Below are 16405 nucleotides of genomic sequence, written 5' to 3'. Positions count from 1 at the left end.
CCGCGAAGACGCCAGATCAAACAACACAAATTTTGGATAAGAAGACCAGCATGCGCACACTGACGATTGAACCGCTGACCAAAGAAGCCTTCGCCCCTTTCGGTGACGTGATCGAAACCGACGGCAGCGATCACTTCATGATCAACAACGGTTCGACCATGCGCTTTCATAAACTGGCGACGGTGGAAACCGCCACGCCAGAAGACAACGCGATCATCAGCATTTTCCGCGCCGACGCGCAGGACATGCCGCTGACCGTCAGCATGCTGGAGCGTCACCCGCTGGGCAGCCAGGCTTTCATTCCGCTGCTCGGCAACCCCTTTCTGATCGTGGTCGCGCCACTTGGCGATGAACCTGTATCAGGCTTGGTCCGCGCCTTCGTCACCAACGGCAGGCAGGGCATTAATTACCATCGCGGCGTCTGGCACCACCCGGTGCTGACGATCGAAAAGCGGGATGACTTCCTGGTGGTTGATCGCAGTGGCACAGGCAATAACTGCGATGAGCATTTTTTCAAAGAGGATGAGCGTTTGATCCTCGCCCCCCACCAATAAGAGAAGGTCTGATCACTCGACAACAGAGTGACAGGCGAGAGGTAAAGACTGTGGAAGCACATCTGTTGGAATGGCTGAACCTGAGCGTGCGCTGGGTTCACATGATTACTGGCGTGGCCTGGATCGGTGCGTCGTTCTATTTCGTCTGGCTGGAAAACAACCTCAATCGGGTCAACCCGAAAAGTGGTCTGGCCGGCGATTTGTGGGCGATCCACGGCGGCGGTATCTATCACCTGGAAAAATACAAACTGGCTCCACCGACCATGCCGGACAACCTGCACTGGTTCAAATGGGAAGCCTACTTCACCTGGATGTCGGGGATCGCGCTGCTGTGCGTGGTGTTCTACTCCAACCCGACGCTGTACTTGCTGGCACCGGGCAGCAGCCTGACCGGCCCTGAAGGTGTTGCCCTGGGCATCGCTTCTTTGTTCGTTGGCTGGTTCGTCTACTCCTTCCTCTGCGACTCGGCCCTGGGCAAACGCCCTGCCCTGCTCGGCTTCATCCTGTTCGTGCTGATCATTGGCGCCGCTTACGGCTTCAGCAAAGTGTTCAGCGGTCGTGGTGCGTACCTGCACGTCGGCGCGATCATCGGCACCATCATGGTCGGCAACGTGTTCCGCATCATCATGCCGGCACAGCGCGCACTGGTAGCGGCGATTGCCGAGAACCGCACACCCGATCCGGCACTGCCGGCCAAAGGCCTGCTGCGTTCGCGTCACAACAACTACTTCACCTTGCCGGTGCTGTTCATCATGATCAGCAACCACTTCCCGAGCACTTATGGCAGCCAGTACAACTGGCTGATCCTGGCCGGGATCGCAGTGTTGGCGGTGTTGGTGCGTCACTACTTCAACACCCGTCATGACAGCCACAAGTTTGCCTGGACCCTGCCCGTCGCAGCCGTGGGCATGATCTGCCTGGCTTACGTGACTGGCCCGGCGCAGATGCCAAGCGCACCTGAAGTGGCCAAGGCACCTGGCACCATCGAGTACCAGCCGCTGCCGGAAACCGCCCTCGGTGGTGGTGCCAAACCTGCCGCACCGAAACCGGCTGAAGCACCGGTCCAGGCGGCAAACGCCGGCCCGGGGTTCGACAAAGTGCACAGCGTGATCCAGGAACGTTGCGCGGTATGCCACTCGGCCAAGCCGACCAGCCCGTTGTTCAGCGCAGCGCCGGCCGGCGTGATGTTCGATACCCCCGAGCAGATCCGCCAGAACGCGGCGCGCATCCAGGCTCAAGCCGTCACCAGCCAGATCATGCCACTGGGCAACATCACCCAGATGACCCAGCAGGAACGTGACCTGATCGGCGCGTGGATTGTTCAGGGAGCTCCGACCAATTAACCGTTGAAAAGCTTCGCGGGCAAGTCGGAACGCCGCCCGCTCGCTCCTACAGGTTTTGTGTCGTTCACAAATGATGCAAATCGCCCCAGAACCTGTAGGAGCGAGGCTTGCCCGCGAATGGCCGCGCCGCGGTCTCCCCTGATGCACAAAATCACAAGAATAAAAAAGATCCGAGGTGTTGCATGTCCGAGCTATCCCAAGCGCGCATCCCCGACGCACCCGCCATTCAGCGTTTGCCCCTTTTGCAACTGATCCTGGTCGGTCTGCAACATGTTTTGCTGATGTACGGCGGAGCCATCGCGGTGCCGCTGATCATCGGACAGGCCGCTGGCCTGAGTCGTGAAGAAATCGCCTTCCTGATCAACGCCGACCTGCTGGTGGCCGGCATCGCCACCATCGTCCAGTCGCTGGGCATCGGCCCGATGGGCATTCGCATGCCAGTGATGATGGGCGCCAGCTTCGCCGCCGTCGGCAGCATGGTCGCCATGGCCGGCATGCCCGGTATCGGCCTGCAAGGAATCTTCGGCGCGACCATCGCCGCCGGGTTCTTCGGCATGCTCATCGCACCGTTCATGTCCAAAGTCGTTCGGTTCTTCCCGCCGCTGGTGACCGGCACAGTCATCACCTCGATCGGTTTGTCGCTGTTCCCCGTCGCCGTCAATTGGGCGGGCGGTGGTGCCGGCGCCGCTCAATTCGGTTCACCGATTTACCTGGCCATCGCCGCACTGGTGCTGGCAACCATTCTGTTGGTCCATCGTTTCATGCGCGGTTTCTGGGTCAACATTTCCGTGCTGATCGGCATGTGCCTCGGTTACGTGATCTGCGGGTTGATCGGCATGGTCGACCTCAGCGGAATGGCCCAGGCGCCTTGGCTGCAATTCGTCACCCCGCTGCACTTCGGCATGCCGAAGTTTGAACTCGCGCCGATTCTGTCGATGTGCCTGGTGGTGGTGATCATCTTCGTCGAGTCCACCGGGATGTTCCTCGCGCTGGGCAAAATCACCGGCCAGGAAGTCTGCCCGCGCATGCTGCGTCGCGGCTTGCTGTGCGATGCCGGCGCGTCGTTCTTCGCCGGTTTCTTCAACACCTTCACCCACTCCTCTTTCGCGCAGAACATCGGTCTGGTGCAGATGACCGGCGTGCGCTGCCGCTCGGTGACCATCGTTGCCGGCGGGTTGCTGATCGTATTGAGCCTGCTGCCGAAAGCCGCGTTCCTGGTCGCCTCGATTCCGCCCGCCGTGCTTGGCGGCGCAGCGATTGCGATGTTCGGCATGGTCGCCGCCACCGGGATCAAGATTCTCCAGGAAGCCGACATCGGTGACCGTCGCAACCAATTGCTGGTGGCGGTGAGCATCGGCATGGGCCTGATTCCAGTAGTACGTCCGGAGTTCTTCGCCCACCTGCCGTTGTGGATGAGCCCGATCACCCACAGCGGCATCGCCATGGCAACGTTGAGTGCCTTGGCGCTGAACCTGCTGTTCAACATCCTCGGCGGCAAGGAACGCGCCGCGATCAACGACTGCCACGCCCACTCGCACTAAGACAGAACGCAAACCCTGTAGGAGCCGGCTTGCTGGCGAAGCGGTGGGTCAGACGACATCAATGTTGGATGTTCTGACCTCATCGCCAGCAAGCCGGCTCCTACAGGGGTGGGACACCTGCGCCTTGAAAATAAAAACAAGAGGGAGCAACAGATGATTCGGACACAGACAAACCTGCTGTTAGGCAGCGGTCTTCTGGCTGCCAGCCAAGCCATGGCCGGCGATTTACTGCTGTGGCAGACCAACAGCCTGAGCTATCTGTACGGCAAGGATTTCGCGATCAACCCGTCGATTCAGCAGACGATCACCTTCGAACACGCCGACCGCTGGAAGTACGGCGACAACTTCCTGTTCGTCGACAGCACTTACTACAACGGCGAAAAAGACCGGAACAAAGGCGTTCATGCCTATTACGGCGAATTCAGCCCACGCCTCTCCTTCGGCAAAATCCTCGACCGCCGCTTCGAATTCGGCCCGATCAAGGACGTGTTGCTGGCCATGACCTACGAGAATGGCGAAGACGACACCGAAGCCTACCTGATCGGCCCCGGCTTCGACCTTGCAGTACCGGGCTTCAACTTTTTCACCTTGAATTTCTACTATCGCCAGACCGAAGGCTCGCGCCCCGGCGATGATGTCTGGCAGATCACACCGGCCTGGTCCTACACCGTCCCGCTGGGCAATTCGAACCTGTTGATTGACGGCTACCTCGACTGGGTCGTGGACAACGACCAGAACGCGCGCGGCACCTATCACGCCAACCTGCATTTCAACCCGCAGATCAAATACGACCTGGGCAAGGCCCTGGGCTGGCGGGAGAAACAGGTGTATGTCGGCGTCGAGTACAGCTACTGGAAAGACAAGTACGGCGTGGAAAACAACGCCCGCCTCGACACCAATGAAAACACCACCAGCCTGCTGGTGAAGGTGCACTTTTAAGATGACCCGCAACGGTGCCCAAAACCTGTCGTCGGTGCGCTGTTGCGGGGCACTTGAGACCAGGCCCTGGAGTCAGTATTCTCCGCGGCCGCCTGAATCCGCTTTAAAAAAAAGCCCGGATTTAATTCCTGACCAGAAAGCCAACTTATCCCGGCCCTGGACGGTATCAAGGCATTCCACCCCCCCTCTCAATCGACGGCTCTTGAGCCGCCGAACGGGAGTTTTTTTGCTTTTCGAAAGCCTTGGCGCAGCTCTTGCTAACAGCACTGAAGCTGACCGATTGGATGATTTTTTACCGCTACGGAAAAAGGCGCCACACCAGAGCGCCGACCTTAAAAAAACAACGTGAAACACCTACTTTTTGGGAGCAACCGAATGAAACGTACGTGCACTAGCCTGATGCTGGCGGGATCCTTGCTGGCCGGGGGCCAGGCCATGGCCAGCGACTTGCTGCAATGGCAGAACAACAGCCTGACCTACCTCTATGGCAAAGACTTCCAGGTCAACCCGCGCATTCAGCAGACCGTGACCTTCGAACACGCCGATGGCTGGAAATATGGGGATAACTTCTTCTTCGTCGACAAGATCTTCTACAACGGCGAAAAGGATTTCAACGTCGGCCCGAACACCTATTATGGTGAGTTCAGCCCACGTATTTCCCTGGGCAAAGTCCTCGACCAGAAAATCGGATTCGGCCCGGTCAAAGACGTGTTGCTGGCGATGACGTACGAGTTTGGTGAAGGCGATACCGAGTCCTACCTGATCGGCCCGGGTTTCGACCTGGCGATTCCAGGCTTCGACTACTTCCAGCTGAACTTTTACCAGCGTCATACCGAAGGCAGCCGTGCGGGCGACAACGTCTGGCAGATCACGCCAGTGTGGTCCTACACCATCCCGGTCGGCGATTCGAGCATCCTGATCGATGGTTTCATGGACTGGGTAGTCGACAACGACTCCAACTCCAAAGGCGACTACCACGCCAACCTGCACTTCAACCCGCAGGTTAAATATGACTTGGGTAAAGCGCTGAATTTTGGCGAGAAGCAGTTGTATGTGGGTGTGGAGTATGACTATTGGTCGGACAAGTACGGGATTAAGGATAGCCAGTACTTCAAGACTGATCAGAGTACTACGAGCTTTTTGGTGAAGTTCCACTTCTAATTACCACCCTCCGTGTCCAGAGCATATTCTGGACACCCGGAAAGAGGCTAGTGATTTAGCCTCTTTTGGTATTCCACATGCAAGGCATACGCCAAATATGTCGAAGTATCTGCATTATTACTGCCCATTACACCTCGAACATCTGCACTACCATTAAACTCATCAAGCGCGGCGCGGAAATCCATCACGGAATTTTCCGAACCCTCACTTATAGTTTCAGTAAAAAATTTTCGATCCTTTATAAACCCTACACTAAAGAAATCTGGCGACTCGCCCCTCATCACCTGACGAGAAGCCTCCATAACCTCATCTAACGTTTTTCTTACAAGCGAAGTATTCGCAGAAAAACCATTATCAAGCAGCAGTGGAAATGACCAATAATCAACAGTAGAGGCTCCTTTCCCCGGCATTCCTTCAACTTTTTTAGGTAGATGTGACGCCTCATGCAAAATAGTTGTATTTATCGTCACCCCAGCTTCTATATTATTTTCATTTAAAAACATACGACCTACGGTATCGGCTTCCATTATATACCCAACAATACTTACCCCGTCTGGGGCTTTTATTTTCACGAACCGACTCTGCCCACTCTCGGCCTGATAATTAGCCAACATATTCCTGGTTCGCCCCCACCCCTTCACAACGTTCCCAACAACCTCTTCATACGCCGGCCCCAAAAAAGCACTTTGTATTGACTCGCTTGCCTGCGGGTACTCCTTCAGCATCGCAATTGCATCATTGATTATTTCGATAGATTCTTTCAGGCCCTCCAACACAATAGATTGCTCCACACCTGAAAACTCCTTCAATCCCCTCGCCAATATATGATCCCCACCTTTCAATACATCATGTTCTATAGAGTCGCCTTCCCAGTCATATCTACCGTCAATATCAACATTTAAAACGGGTCTCCCGCCAACAAAATTATAAATATTCAGGCCATTTATCCGCCCCAAAGGATCCGGACTCACCCACCTTTGTAACCAAGGCGCGTAATACCGATACCCATAATAATAAAGCCCCGCCGCATCCCGTTCTTTACCCGAATAACGAATCGTTTTGTACCTGGCTTCGATCTCGCTGACACCCGCCCACAACGCCGTCCCACCAAACGCGTAATAAACCTCCCGACTCAGAACTCTGCCCTGCTCATCCAACTCCAGAGTGCTGGAATTCAGATGATTGCTCAGGCAAAAACGCAGTTGATCGTTACGAACATCACGAGGCAATCCATCGACCCAGTGCAAGGCGCGGACCTGACCGCGCCCGGCCTCAACACTGACCACATGCCGCTCTTCTCCAGTGGCCTTGTCACGATGGATTTCCAAACCCGGCAAGTAGCGCGTTTCAGAACGCAATGTGCGATGCGCAGCCAGAGTCAGTCGGACTTTTCGCAAGCGATGTCCGGGACTGTCGTAGCAGTAACATTCAGTATCGTCAGGACCGTCGTCGCGCTTGACCATCGTTACGCTGCTGAGCTGGTTCCGTACATCCCAACTCATCTTTTGCCCGCGCAGTAACTCCAACTGATTGCCGTTGGCATCGAAACCGTCGACCAGATTGCCTTTATCCGCAACGCTGCGATTACTGTCCGTCGCCGTAAACATCTCAAAGGTTTCTGCACCGCTGTGATGGCGGGTTTTCAGATTGCCGGCGGCGTCGTAATTGAAAGTCTGGGTGTAATTGCGCAACTGGTTGGGGTCCAGCGGCGTGGTTTGCCAGGTTGGCAAAGCCGGGCCGTAACTGGGTTGACTGACTTCGCTGCCAATGGCTTCGGTCAGTTGGTAAAGGCTGTCGTAGCCATAGCGACAGACCGGATCGATCCGCTGATTATTGAAATAACGCGTCAGTTGAGCCAGGTCTTCGATGAAGGTGATATTGCCGACGGGATCGTAACCGTAGCTAAAATCCTGAAGCGGCTTGCCATCGACATCGCAGGACTGCAATTGCAGGAGGCGCCCGTCTTCACCTGCATACCGTGCAATGGTGGTAACGCCATTGCCAGCCCGTTCGCTGACGCCCCGGCCGAAGGCGTCGTAGCGGATTTCACTGACCAGCAAACGGGGATCTTCTAAAGAACCGGCCAGCTTCAATCGGGTTTCACGTAGCTGACCGGCCCGGTCGTAAGCGAACGATCTGACGTTATCCATGGCGTCAGTCTGACAATGCATTTCTCCTACAGGGCCGTACTGCCACGTCGTCTCGAACACCTCGTCTTCCAGTTCCGCCTCGGCGAATTCAGATGACCAGTCCGGCAGCTCCAGATCGCGCAGGAAACGCGTTTGCTCCGCCAGCAGCGATCCACCCACGCCATAGTCACAGAAGCTGCGCCTGCCGGCCGGATGGTCATGGCGGATCGGTTGACCACACTGGTTATGGGCCGCCCGCTCGTCACGGGCATCGCCATACGTAAAGCGCTCGGAAACGCGCGGCAGCTGCTGCGCCATATGCTCCGTAACGGCTGTCAGGCGCTGGAGCTCATCAAATTCGCTGTGACGCTGACCGCCGCGACCGTCCCAGAACGAGCAGGCCGCATCCGCCTGATTCATTAAGCTGAGCTGCCACCCGGCATCGACACTGTCCACCAGCAGAGCCCGGCCTTGCAGATCAAAGGTGTTTTCAAGATTGGGTTTCGGCGCCGTTCCCCACAAGCGTGGGTCCCAGGACGCAAAAAGCCGTCCGGCAGGATCGAAGTGGTTACGGGTAATGCGGGTATCAACGGACGGGTTCAACGGATGACGGCAATAGGCGACATTTCGCACAACCAACCCGCGTGAATCCACCACCGCCAGACTCGGTGTGTGAGCATCAATCCATTGCGCGGCCGCCATGTTCGAACCCTCTGCCTGAGGGTTTTAATCTGATCAAAGTAGCAAGTGTACGTCTACTGTCACAAATGACAGTTCAAGCGGGCTCCGGCACCGAAAGCCCGAGAAACCGACACAGCTCTTCGCGTTTGGCCAACGCATCCCGTCGCCCCAAATCAATCAACTCGCTGCAATACCCCGCCTCGAACAGCAGGTAACTCAACACCCCCGCCCCGCTAGTCTTGGTCGCACCCGGCCCGCGCAAAAACAGACGCAGCGCTGCCGGCAGTTCCTGGCGATGTCGCGCAGCGATCTCATCAATCGGCTGGCTCGGCGAAATCACCAGCACCTCCACCGGCGCTACGCCGAGCGTGCGGGTCGGCGTGCCGGCGGGCATCAGATGGCTGAACTGATTCAAGCGTTGCAGCAGTTCGATGTCACTTTCCAGGCTGTCAATGAACGTACTGTTGAGCATGTGCCCACCGATCTGCGCGAGCGTCGGCTGCTGCCCGGTGTAGGCCCGTTGCAGCGGTCGCTCCGGGTCGACCCCGCGCGGGTTGCCGCTGACGCCCACCACCAGCACGCGGCTGGCACCCAGGTGCAGGGCCGGGCTGATCGGTGCCGATTGGCGCACCGCGCCGTCACCGAAATATTCCTCGCCGATTTTTACCGGGGCGAACAGCAGTGGGATGGCGGAGCTGGCGAGCAAATGCTCGACGGTCAACTGCGCAGGAACGCCGATGCGTCGATGGCGTAACCAGGCGTCGATGGTGCCGCCGCCCTGATAGAAGGTGACTGCCTGACCCGATTCGTAACCGAACGCGGTGACCGCCACGGCCTTCAACTGCTTCTGCGCGATGGCTTCGGCGATGCCGGTCATGTGCAATTTGTCGTTGAGCAACCGGCGCAGCGGCGAGCTGTTGAGCAGGGCCACCGGCACCTGAGCGCCGATGCCGAGCAGACTGTGGCTGACAAACCGGCTGGCCTGACGGATCACGCCCGGCCAGTCGCTGCGCAAAACCAGATGGCTACGGAACCCTTGCCAGAAAGCGGTCAGGCGTTCGATGGCATTGCGAAAATCCATCGCCCCACTGGCGAGGCTGACCGCATTGATCGCCCCGGCCGAGGTGCCGACGATCACCGGGAACGGATTGTTTGCCCCCAACGGCAGCAATTCGGCAATCGCTGCCAGCACGCCGACCTGATAGGCCGCCCGAGCCCCGCCGCCGGAAAGAATCAACCCTGTAACCGGTTCGCCTGGACTCATGCACAACTCTCCATGGTGCTAGTTGGAATTTTCCATTTCCCTGCAGGAGCGAGACCGGCTTGTCGGCGATGGTCGTCAACGATGACGTTGGCTGCCTGACACTCCGCGACGCTCTCGGGTTTTTCGCGAGCAGGCTCGCTCCTACAGGGATTGGGGATTCAGCCGCGTTTTGCGTACAACTTGGGTTCGCCCGGCGGACGACTCTTGAAGCGGCGATGGGCCCAGAGGTATTGCTCCGGGCAGTCGCGCAAGACGCCTTCGATCCATTGGTTGATCCGCAGGCAATCGGCCTCTTCGGTCTCGCCGGGGAAACCTTCGAGCGGCGCATGGATCACCAAGCGATAACCGCTGCCGTCCGCCAGACGCTCTTGCGTGAACGGCACCACCAGCGCCTTGCCCAGCCGCGCAAACTTGCTGGTGGCAGTGACGGTCGCGGCCTGAATCCCGAACAGCGGCACGAAGATACTTTGCTTGGCGCCGTAGTCCTGATCCGGTGCGTACCAGATCGCCCGGCCGGCCCGCAGCAGTTTGAGCATGCCCCGCACGTCTTCACGCTCCACGGCCAGCGAGTCGAGGTTGTGTCGCTCACGACCATTGCGCTGGATGTAATCGAACAGCGGGTTCTTGTGCTCGCGGTACATGCCGTCGATGGTGTGTTGCTGGCCGAGCAGCGCCGCGCCGATTTCCAGCGTGGTGAAATGCACGGCCATCAGAATCACGCCTTTGCCTTCGCGCTGGGCCTTTTTCAGGTGCTCCAGCCCTTCGACATGCGCCAACCTGGCCAGGCGCTCCCGCGACCACCACCAGCTCATGGCCATTTCAAAGAATGCGATGCCGGTGGAGGCAAAGTTTTCCTTGAGCAGGCGCTTGCGCTCGGCAGCGGATTTTTCCGGGAAGCACAGCTCCAGGTTGCGCTTGGCAATGCGCCGTCGGTCGCCCGCCGCGCGATACATCAATGCACCGAGGGCACGACCAATAAACAGCAGCGCCGGGTAAGGCAACTGAACGATCAGCCACAACAGCCCCAAGCCGCACCACAGCGGCCAGAAACGCGGCATCAGAAATGTTTTTTGAAAACGCGGGCGATCCATTAAAGGTTCCGGAAAGACAATGGCCGCGCATTCTACATCGTTCGACCCGGCTTGCGGCTCGCGAGCGTTCTCGTTATAAGTCTCGGCACTTTTAGTGACAAGCCGTTGTATGCCGACCATGAGCCAAATCGAACCGCAAGACCAGGATCCCGTGTTCCAGTTGAAGGGCAGCATGCTCGCCATTACCGTGCTGGAGCTGGCCCGCAACGACCTCGAAAGCCTTGATCGGCAATTGGCCGCCAAGGTCGCCCAGGCGCCCGGCTTTTTCAGCAACGCGCCGCTGGTACTGGCGCTGGACAAGCTTCCGGCCAGCGAAGGTGCGGTCGATCTGCCAGGTTTGATGCGCGTCTGCCGCCAGCACGGCCTGCGCACCCTGGCGATCCGTGCCAGTCGCATCGAAGACATCGCCGCCGCCATCGCGGTCGACCTGCCGGTGCTGCCGCCGTCCGGCGCCCGCGAGCGTGCGCTGGACCCGCTTGAAGGCACCGTGGCGAAGAAACCGGAAAAACCCGCTGAACCGACGATCAAACCGACGAAAATCATCACCTCGCCGGTACGCGGCGGCCAGCAGATTTATGCCCAGGGTTGCGACCTCGTCGTGATCTCTTCGGTCAGCCCGGGGGCGGAACTTCTCGCCGACGGCAACATCCATGTATACGGACCGATGCGCGGTCGTGTATTGGCCGGGGTCAAAGGCGACACGAAAGCCAGGATTTTCTGTCAGCAAATGAGCGCTGAACTGGTCTCCATCGCAGGCCACTACAAGGTTTCGGAAGATCTGCGTCGCGACCCTTTGTGGGGCGCGGGTGTACAGGTCAGCCTGTCGGGCGATGTGTTGAACATCATTCGGCTTTAACGGATACTGCCGCATTTTCCAAGCATCTCTAAAACGTAGCGAAAACGGCTCAAACGAAGTAGGAAAAAGGCCTAAAGCAGTGTTTACCGGGGGTAAGCGCGGTTCAGGACCGGATTCCAGCCAAGCTGTCCGACTGCAGTCGTTTTTCCAGAGATGTTTTTCAGGGGCTAAATGTCCTTTTTCCTTAGGGGTGAAACACCTTGGCCAAGATTCTCGTGGTTACATCCGGCAAGGGTGGTGTGGGTAAGACCACCACCAGTGCTGCTATCGGTACCGGCCTCGCACTGCGCGGTCACAAAACAGTTATCGTCGACTTCGACGTCGGCTTGCGTAACCTCGACCTGATCATGGGTTGCGAGCGTCGCGTCGTGTATGACTTCGTCAACGTGGTTAACGGCGAAGCCAACCTGCAACAGGCCCTGATCAAAGACAAACGCCTGGAAAACCTCTACGTACTGGCCGCCAGTCAGACCCGCGACAAAGACGCGCTGACTGTCGAAGGCGTGGAAAAAGTCCTGATGGCGTTGAAGGAAGACTTCGAATTCGTGGTCTGCGACTCCCCGGCCGGCATCGAGAAAGGTGCTCACCTGGCCATGTACTTCGCCGATGAAGCGATCGTCGTGACCAACCCGGAAGTCTCCTCGGTTCGTGACTCGGACCGCATGCTGGGCCTGCTGGCCAGCAAATCGCGTCGCGCCGAAAACGGCGAAGACCCGATCAAGGAACACTTGCTGTTGACCCGTTACAACCCGCAACGCGTCAGCGATGGCGAGATGCTCGGCGTTGAAGACGTCAAGGAAATTCTCGCTGTGACCCTGCTGGGTGTGATCCCTGAGTCCCAAGCGGTACTCAAGGCGTCCAACTCCGGCGTGCCGGTGATTCTCGACGATCAGAGCGACGCCGGTCAGGCGTACAGCGATGCGGTCGAACGCCTGCTGGGCAAAACCGTGGAGCATCGGTTTCTCGATGTGACGAAGAAAGGATTCTTTGAGCGTCTGTTTGGAGGCCGGTAATGAACATTTTTGACTTCTTTCGTGCTAACAAGAAGCCAAGTACCGCCTCGGTAGCGAAAGAGCGTCTACAGATTATCGTGGCGCATGAACGCGGCCAACGCAGTACGCCGGATTACTTGCCAGCCTTGCAGAAAGAGCTGGTCGAAGTCATCCGCAAGTACGTCAATATCGGGTCCGATGACGTGCATGTCGCCCTGGAAAACCAGGGTAGCTGCTCGATTCTGGAACTCAATATCACCCTGCCGGATCGCTGAGTCGACCCGTCGGGAGCCACGGCGGCTCAGGCTTTTGCAGCTCCTTGTAGGAGCGAAGCTTGCTCGCGAAGGTGTGTCAGTCGACATTAACGTTGCTGACACACCTTCGCGAGCAAGCTTCGCTCCTACAAGAGCCCTGAAAGCCTGAGTCGCCGTTGGCGTTTGTTACGAGGCTGTTTAATGCCGCTGTCCAACGTCCACATCATTCATCAGGACGCCGCCGTACTGGTGGTGAATAAACCGACCCTGTTGCTTTCCGTCCCTGGCCGGGCCGATGACAACAAGGATTGCCTGATCACCCGCCTGCAAGAAAACGGCTACCCCGAAGCCCGCATCGTCCATCGCCTGGACTGGGAAACCTCCGGCATCATTCTGCTGGCCCGTGACCCGGACACCCATCGCGAATTGTCTCGGCAATTTCACGACCGTGAAACCGAAAAGGCCTACACCGCACTTTGCTGGGGTCAGCCGGAACTGGACAGCGGCAGCATCGACCTGCCCCTGCGCTACGACCCGCCGACCAAGCCGCGCCATGTGGTGGATTTCGAGTTCGGCAAAAACGCCCTGACATTCTGGCGCGTGCTGGAACGATGCGGCGACTGGTGCCGGGTTGAACTGACGCCGATCACCGGCCGCTCCCATCAGTTGCGCGTGCACATGCTCTCCATCGGCCACCCGCTGCTGGGTGACGGGCTCTATGCCCACGAGCAGGCGCTGGCTGCCTGGCCACGGCTATGCCTGCACGCGAGCATGCTCAGCTTCACTCACCCGCAGACCGGTGAACGCCTGCGTTTCGAGTGCCCCGCTCCGTTTTGAGCAGACTCGCCGAAATGAAAAACGCCCTTCAACTGAAGGGCGTTTTCATTTACTGAAACAAATTACCCGTCGTAAAAATGGCGTTAAATTATTGTCATAAATTTGTAAAGAAACGTAAAATGATGGCACTACGATAGCAGGCAGGATGCCCCGTGCTCAGTTGCAAGACACTTCAGAACGACTACCCAATCACCTTCAACTTTTCCAACACCACCCTGCACCTCAGTGAACAGCCTTGCATCGAAGCACGGCAAGCGCTGGAGCAACTGATTGAAAAGCGCAGCGCTCGCAAGCTCACCCGCGCGAGCGCACCGCTCGCCAGCGGTGACACCCCTCTATTTGCCAAGGTTCAGCCGCTGGATACGTTAAAGGCGAAAGTGCGGGTAACCTTTGGCAAACCACAGCGTAACGGTCGCTTCGACTGGCCGCTGGAAGAACTGATCAATACCCATGAAGCGCAGCGCCGTGGCGTCCGGATGCCACCACTGCAAGGGTTTGGCTACACCAAAGATCTGCTGGGACTGACCCAGGAGTATTTCATTATCACGCGCCTGCTTGACGACCATCTTGACGGCGTACAGTGGCTTAAACGCAACCCCGGCAACGTGGAGGCATTTATCCTGGATGCTTTCGATCTGCTCCACTCCCTTGCCCTGAAGAACATCACTCACATGGATTTCTGGGCCGGCAACATCATGATCCCAGAATCGTCGCAGTCACCGCTCAAAGCCATCGATTTTGAAAACTGCTTCTCCGGCCAGACACCCCATCAAAGCGAAACCCTGGGTTTCCAGCTGGGATTTTTCTATCGCCGGGAAATCTACAAACACATTACTGAAGCCGACTATGATCGGCTGGTTGAAACGTACACAGGACAACTCCCTGGCATCTCGAAGAAAAAGTTCAACCCGGTGTATGTCGCGAGCAAGCATGAATACGTGGGTCGCAAGCAACGCCGTGAAGTGTTCCTCAGCGGACTTCTGATCACAGGCTGACGCGCAAATCAGACCCACCGACAAACGTCGCGCGACGGACGGCATTGTGTCTGCAATGCCGTGAGCCAATACGGTAAACTTGCGCCATTGCTGTCTGGAGCTACTTATGCGCGAAGAGTTGAACCAAGGCCTGATCGATTTCCTCAAGGCCTCCCCTACCCCGTTTCATGCCACCGCCAGCCTTGTTCAGCGCCTGGAAGCGGCGGGTTATCAGCGTCTCGACGAACGCGAGCCCTGGACCACCGAAGCCAACGGCCGCTACTACGTCACCCGTAACGACTCTTCGATTGTCGCCGTCAAAATGGGCCGTCACTCTCCCCTGCACGGCGGCATCCGCCTGGTCGGCGCCCATACCGACAGCCCGTGCCTGCGAGTCAAACCCCAGCCGGAACTGCAACGCCAGGGTTTCTGGCAGCTGGGTGTCGAAGTGTATGGCGGCGCGCTGCTGGCTCCGTGGTTCGACCGCGATCTGTCCCTGGCGGGCCGCGTGACCTTCCGACGCGACGGCAAGGTCGAGAGCCAGCTGATCGACTTCAAGACGCCGATCGCGATCATTCCCAACCTGGCCATTCACCTCAATCGTGAAGCCAACATGGGTTGGGCGATCAACGCCCAGACCGAATTGCCGCCGATCCTCGCGCAATTCGCCGGCGACGAGCGCGTGGACTTCCGGGCCGTGCTCACCAATCAACTTGCTCTCGAGCATGGCCTGAACGCCGACGTGGTGCTCGACTACGAGCTGAGCTTCTACGACACCCAGAGCGCTGCGGTCATCGGCCTGCATGGCGACTTCATCGCCGGTGCGCGCCTCGACAACCTGCTGTCCTGCTACGCCGGCCTGCAAGCGTTGCTGACGGCTGAAACCGACGAAACCTGCGTACTGGTCGCCAATGACCACGAAGAAGTCGGCTCCTGCTCGGCCTGTGGCGCTGATGGCCCGATGCTGGAGCAGACGCTGCGTCGCTTGTTGCCCGAAGGTGATGAATTCGTACGCACCATTCAGAAATCCCTGCTGGTCTCGGCCGACAATGCCCACGGCGTACATCCCAACTACGCCGACAAGCACGACGCCAACCACGGCCCGAAACTCAACGCCGGCCCGGTGATCAAGGTCAACAGCAACCAGCGTTACGCCACCAACAGCGAAACCGCCGGGTTCTTCCGCCATCTGTGCATGGCCGAAGAAGTGCCGGTGCAAAGCTTCGTGGTGCGCAGCGACATGGGCTGCGGCTCGACCATCGGCCCGATCACCGCCAGCCACCTGGGCGTGCGCACCGTGGACATCGGCCTGCCGACATTCGCCATGCACTCGATCCGGGAGCTGTGCGGCAGTCATGATCTGGCGCACCTGGTGAAAGTGCTTAGCGCGTTTTACGCCAGCCAAGAGCTCCCGTAAAACCTTGTAGGAGCCGGCTTGCTGGCGATCCAGGCGACGCGGTGCAACTGACGCACCGCGCTGATCCTATCGCCAGCAAGCCGGCTCCTACATGTGTTAAAACCGCTAGACTTTAAATATCCCCTTCGACAAGGCAGTCGCTCATGATCTCGATGTCTTCATTTCACGCCATGCTGATCCCGATTCTTGCCGGGATGATCCTGCTGGCGATCGGCTTCAACTTCCGCGACAAGAATGCCGGCGTGTTCGCGATGTGGATCGGCATGCTGACCATCCTCGCTACCGTCGTCTTCAAGATCCTCGCCAAACTCAACGAATAAATCCTCGCCCTCGGCTCGCATTGATTTTGGCGGGCTCGTACACTCGGTCGAC

At 58.1% G+C, this 16405-nt stretch carries 15 protein-coding genes; 12 read left to right on the top strand and 3 right to left on the bottom strand.

Annotated elements, in window-relative coordinates:
• The first annotated feature begins 50 nt into the window (after nt 1–50).
• From IB245_RS08580 to IB245_RS08560, 5 genes are all read left to right on the top strand, one after another.
• Nucleotides 51–554, top strand: coding sequence for an ureidoglycolate lyase (locus IB245_RS08580; RefSeq protein WP_007960046.1), 504 nt, complete (start codon nt 51–53; stop codon nt 552–554).
• A 50-nt stretch (nt 555–604) separates the two neighbouring features.
• Nucleotides 605–1897, top strand: coding sequence for a urate hydroxylase PuuD (locus tag IB245_RS08575; RefSeq protein ID WP_192227310.1), 1293 nt, complete (start codon nt 605–607; stop codon nt 1895–1897).
• A gap of 182 nt (nt 1898–2079) precedes the next feature.
• Entirely contained in the window at nt 2080–3438 is a 1359-nt protein-coding gene (locus IB245_RS08570; RefSeq protein ID WP_192227309.1) for a nucleobase:cation symporter-2 family protein, read from the top strand.
• A 153-nt stretch (nt 3439–3591) separates the two neighbouring features.
• Nucleotides 3592–4377, top strand: a complete 786-nt coding sequence (locus IB245_RS08565; protein WP_008040551.1) for an outer membrane protein OmpK — start codon at nt 3592–3594, stop codon at nt 4375–4377.
• Between the two features lie 375 nt (nt 4378–4752).
• Nucleotides 4753–5538: an outer membrane protein OmpK gene (locus IB245_RS08560; protein ID WP_192227308.1), complete on the top strand. Its 786-nt coding sequence runs from the start codon at nt 4753–4755 to the stop codon at nt 5536–5538.
• 47 nt (nt 5539–5585) lie between these two features.
• Here IB245_RS08560 and IB245_RS08555 read toward each other — a convergent pair whose 3' ends face one another.
• The 3 genes from IB245_RS08555 to IB245_RS08545 all read right to left on the bottom strand — a co-directional run bounded on the left by IB245_RS08555 (nt 5586) and on the right by IB245_RS08545 (nt 10703).
• Nucleotides 5586–8369 carry an RHS repeat domain-containing protein gene (locus IB245_RS08555; RefSeq protein ID WP_192227307.1) on the bottom strand — a complete coding sequence of 928 codons (2784 nt, stop codon included), beginning with the start codon at nt 8367–8369 and terminating at the stop codon, nt 5586–5588.
• Nucleotides 8370–8442: 73 nt separating this feature from the next.
• Nucleotides 8443–9612, bottom strand: coding sequence for a patatin-like phospholipase family protein (locus IB245_RS08550; protein WP_192227306.1), 1170 nt, complete (start codon nt 9610–9612; stop codon nt 8443–8445).
• A gap of 158 nt (nt 9613–9770) precedes the next feature.
• Nucleotides 9771–10703 (bottom strand): lipid A biosynthesis lauroyl acyltransferase, encoded by a 933-nt coding sequence (locus IB245_RS08545; RefSeq protein WP_008031451.1) that lies wholly within the window; start codon nt 10701–10703, stop codon nt 9771–9773.
• 118 nt (nt 10704–10821) lie between these two features.
• Between IB245_RS08545 and minC the strand changes: the two genes are divergently transcribed.
• The 7 genes from minC to IB245_RS08510 all read left to right on the top strand — a co-directional run bounded on the left by minC (nt 10822) and on the right by IB245_RS08510 (nt 16353).
• Nucleotides 10822–11559 (top strand): septum site-determining protein MinC, encoded by a 738-nt coding sequence (gene minC / locus IB245_RS08540; RefSeq protein WP_032832547.1) that lies wholly within the window; start codon nt 10822–10824, stop codon nt 11557–11559.
• Nucleotides 11560–11759: 200 nt separating this feature from the next.
• Nucleotides 11760–12572, top strand: coding sequence for a septum site-determining protein MinD (minD, locus tag IB245_RS08535; RefSeq protein WP_008040547.1), 813 nt, complete (start codon nt 11760–11762; stop codon nt 12570–12572).
• Entirely contained in the window at nt 12572–12826 is a 255-nt protein-coding gene (gene minE, locus IB245_RS08530) for a cell division topological specificity factor MinE (RefSeq protein WP_007944431.1), read from the top strand. The genes minD and minE overlap by 1 nt, the downstream gene beginning before the upstream one ends.
• Nucleotides 12827–13006: 180 nt before the next feature.
• Nucleotides 13007–13642 (top strand): RluA family pseudouridine synthase, encoded by a 636-nt coding sequence (locus tag IB245_RS08525; RefSeq protein WP_008031443.1) that lies wholly within the window; start codon nt 13007–13009, stop codon nt 13640–13642.
• Nucleotides 13643–13794: 152 nt separating this feature from the next.
• Nucleotides 13795–14637: a lipopolysaccharide kinase InaA family protein gene (locus tag IB245_RS08520; RefSeq protein ID WP_008040546.1), complete on the top strand. Its 843-nt coding sequence runs from the start codon at nt 13795–13797 to the stop codon at nt 14635–14637.
• Nucleotides 14638–14743: 106 nt separating this feature from the next.
• Nucleotides 14744–16033, top strand: a complete 1290-nt coding sequence (locus IB245_RS08515; protein WP_008040545.1) for a M18 family aminopeptidase — start codon at nt 14744–14746, stop codon at nt 16031–16033.
• A gap of 152 nt (nt 16034–16185) precedes the next feature.
• Complete coding sequence (locus tag IB245_RS08510) at nt 16186–16353, top strand: hypothetical protein (protein WP_162130712.1); 168 nt, start codon at nt 16186–16188, stop codon at nt 16351–16353.
• Nucleotides 16354–16405: the final 52 nt, after the last annotated feature.

The organism is Pseudomonas sp. PDM02 (genome assembly GCF_014852285.1).
GTDB lineage: Bacteria > Pseudomonadota > Gammaproteobacteria > Pseudomonadales > Pseudomonadaceae > Aquipseudomonas > Aquipseudomonas migulae.
The sequence above is the reverse complement of the archived record's forward strand: the minus strand, read 5'-3'. Positions and strand labels throughout refer to the sequence as shown.

Bases quoted from the DNA above. Each gene is read 5' to 3' on its own strand.
- IB245_RS08580 (WP_007960046.1), top strand. From the start codon at position 51: ATGCGCACACTGACGATTGAACCGCTGACCAAAGAAGCCTTCGCCCCT.
- IB245_RS08570 (WP_192227309.1), top strand. From the start codon at position 2,080: ATGTCCGAGCTATCCCAAGCGCGCATCCCCGACGCACCCGCCATTCAG.
- IB245_RS08565 (WP_008040551.1), top strand. From the start codon at position 3,592: ATGATTCGGACACAGACAAACCTGCTGTTAGGCAGCGGTCTTCTGGCT.
- IB245_RS08560 (WP_192227308.1), top strand. From the start codon at position 4,753: ATGAAACGTACGTGCACTAGCCTGATGCTGGCGGGATCCTTGCTGGCC.
- IB245_RS08555 (WP_192227307.1), bottom strand. From the start codon at position 8,369: ATGGCGGCCGCGCAATGGATTGATGCTCACACACCGAGTCTGGCGGTG.
- IB245_RS08550 (WP_192227306.1), bottom strand. From the start codon at position 9,612: ATGAGTCCAGGCGAACCGGTTACAGGGTTGATTCTTTCCGGCGGCGGG.
- IB245_RS08545 (WP_008031451.1), bottom strand. From the start codon at position 10,703: ATGGATCGCCCGCGTTTTCAAAAAACATTTCTGATGCCGCGTTTCTGG.
- minC (WP_032832547.1), top strand. From the start codon at position 10,822: ATGAGCCAAATCGAACCGCAAGACCAGGATCCCGTGTTCCAGTTGAAG.
- minE (WP_007944431.1), top strand. From the start codon at position 12,572: ATGAACATTTTTGACTTCTTTCGTGCTAACAAGAAGCCAAGTACCGCC.
- IB245_RS08525 (WP_008031443.1), top strand. From the start codon at position 13,007: ATGCCGCTGTCCAACGTCCACATCATTCATCAGGACGCCGCCGTACTG.
- IB245_RS08515 (WP_008040545.1), top strand. From the start codon at position 14,744: ATGCGCGAAGAGTTGAACCAAGGCCTGATCGATTTCCTCAAGGCCTCC.
- IB245_RS08510 (WP_162130712.1), top strand. From the start codon at position 16,186: ATGTCTTCATTTCACGCCATGCTGATCCCGATTCTTGCCGGGATGATC.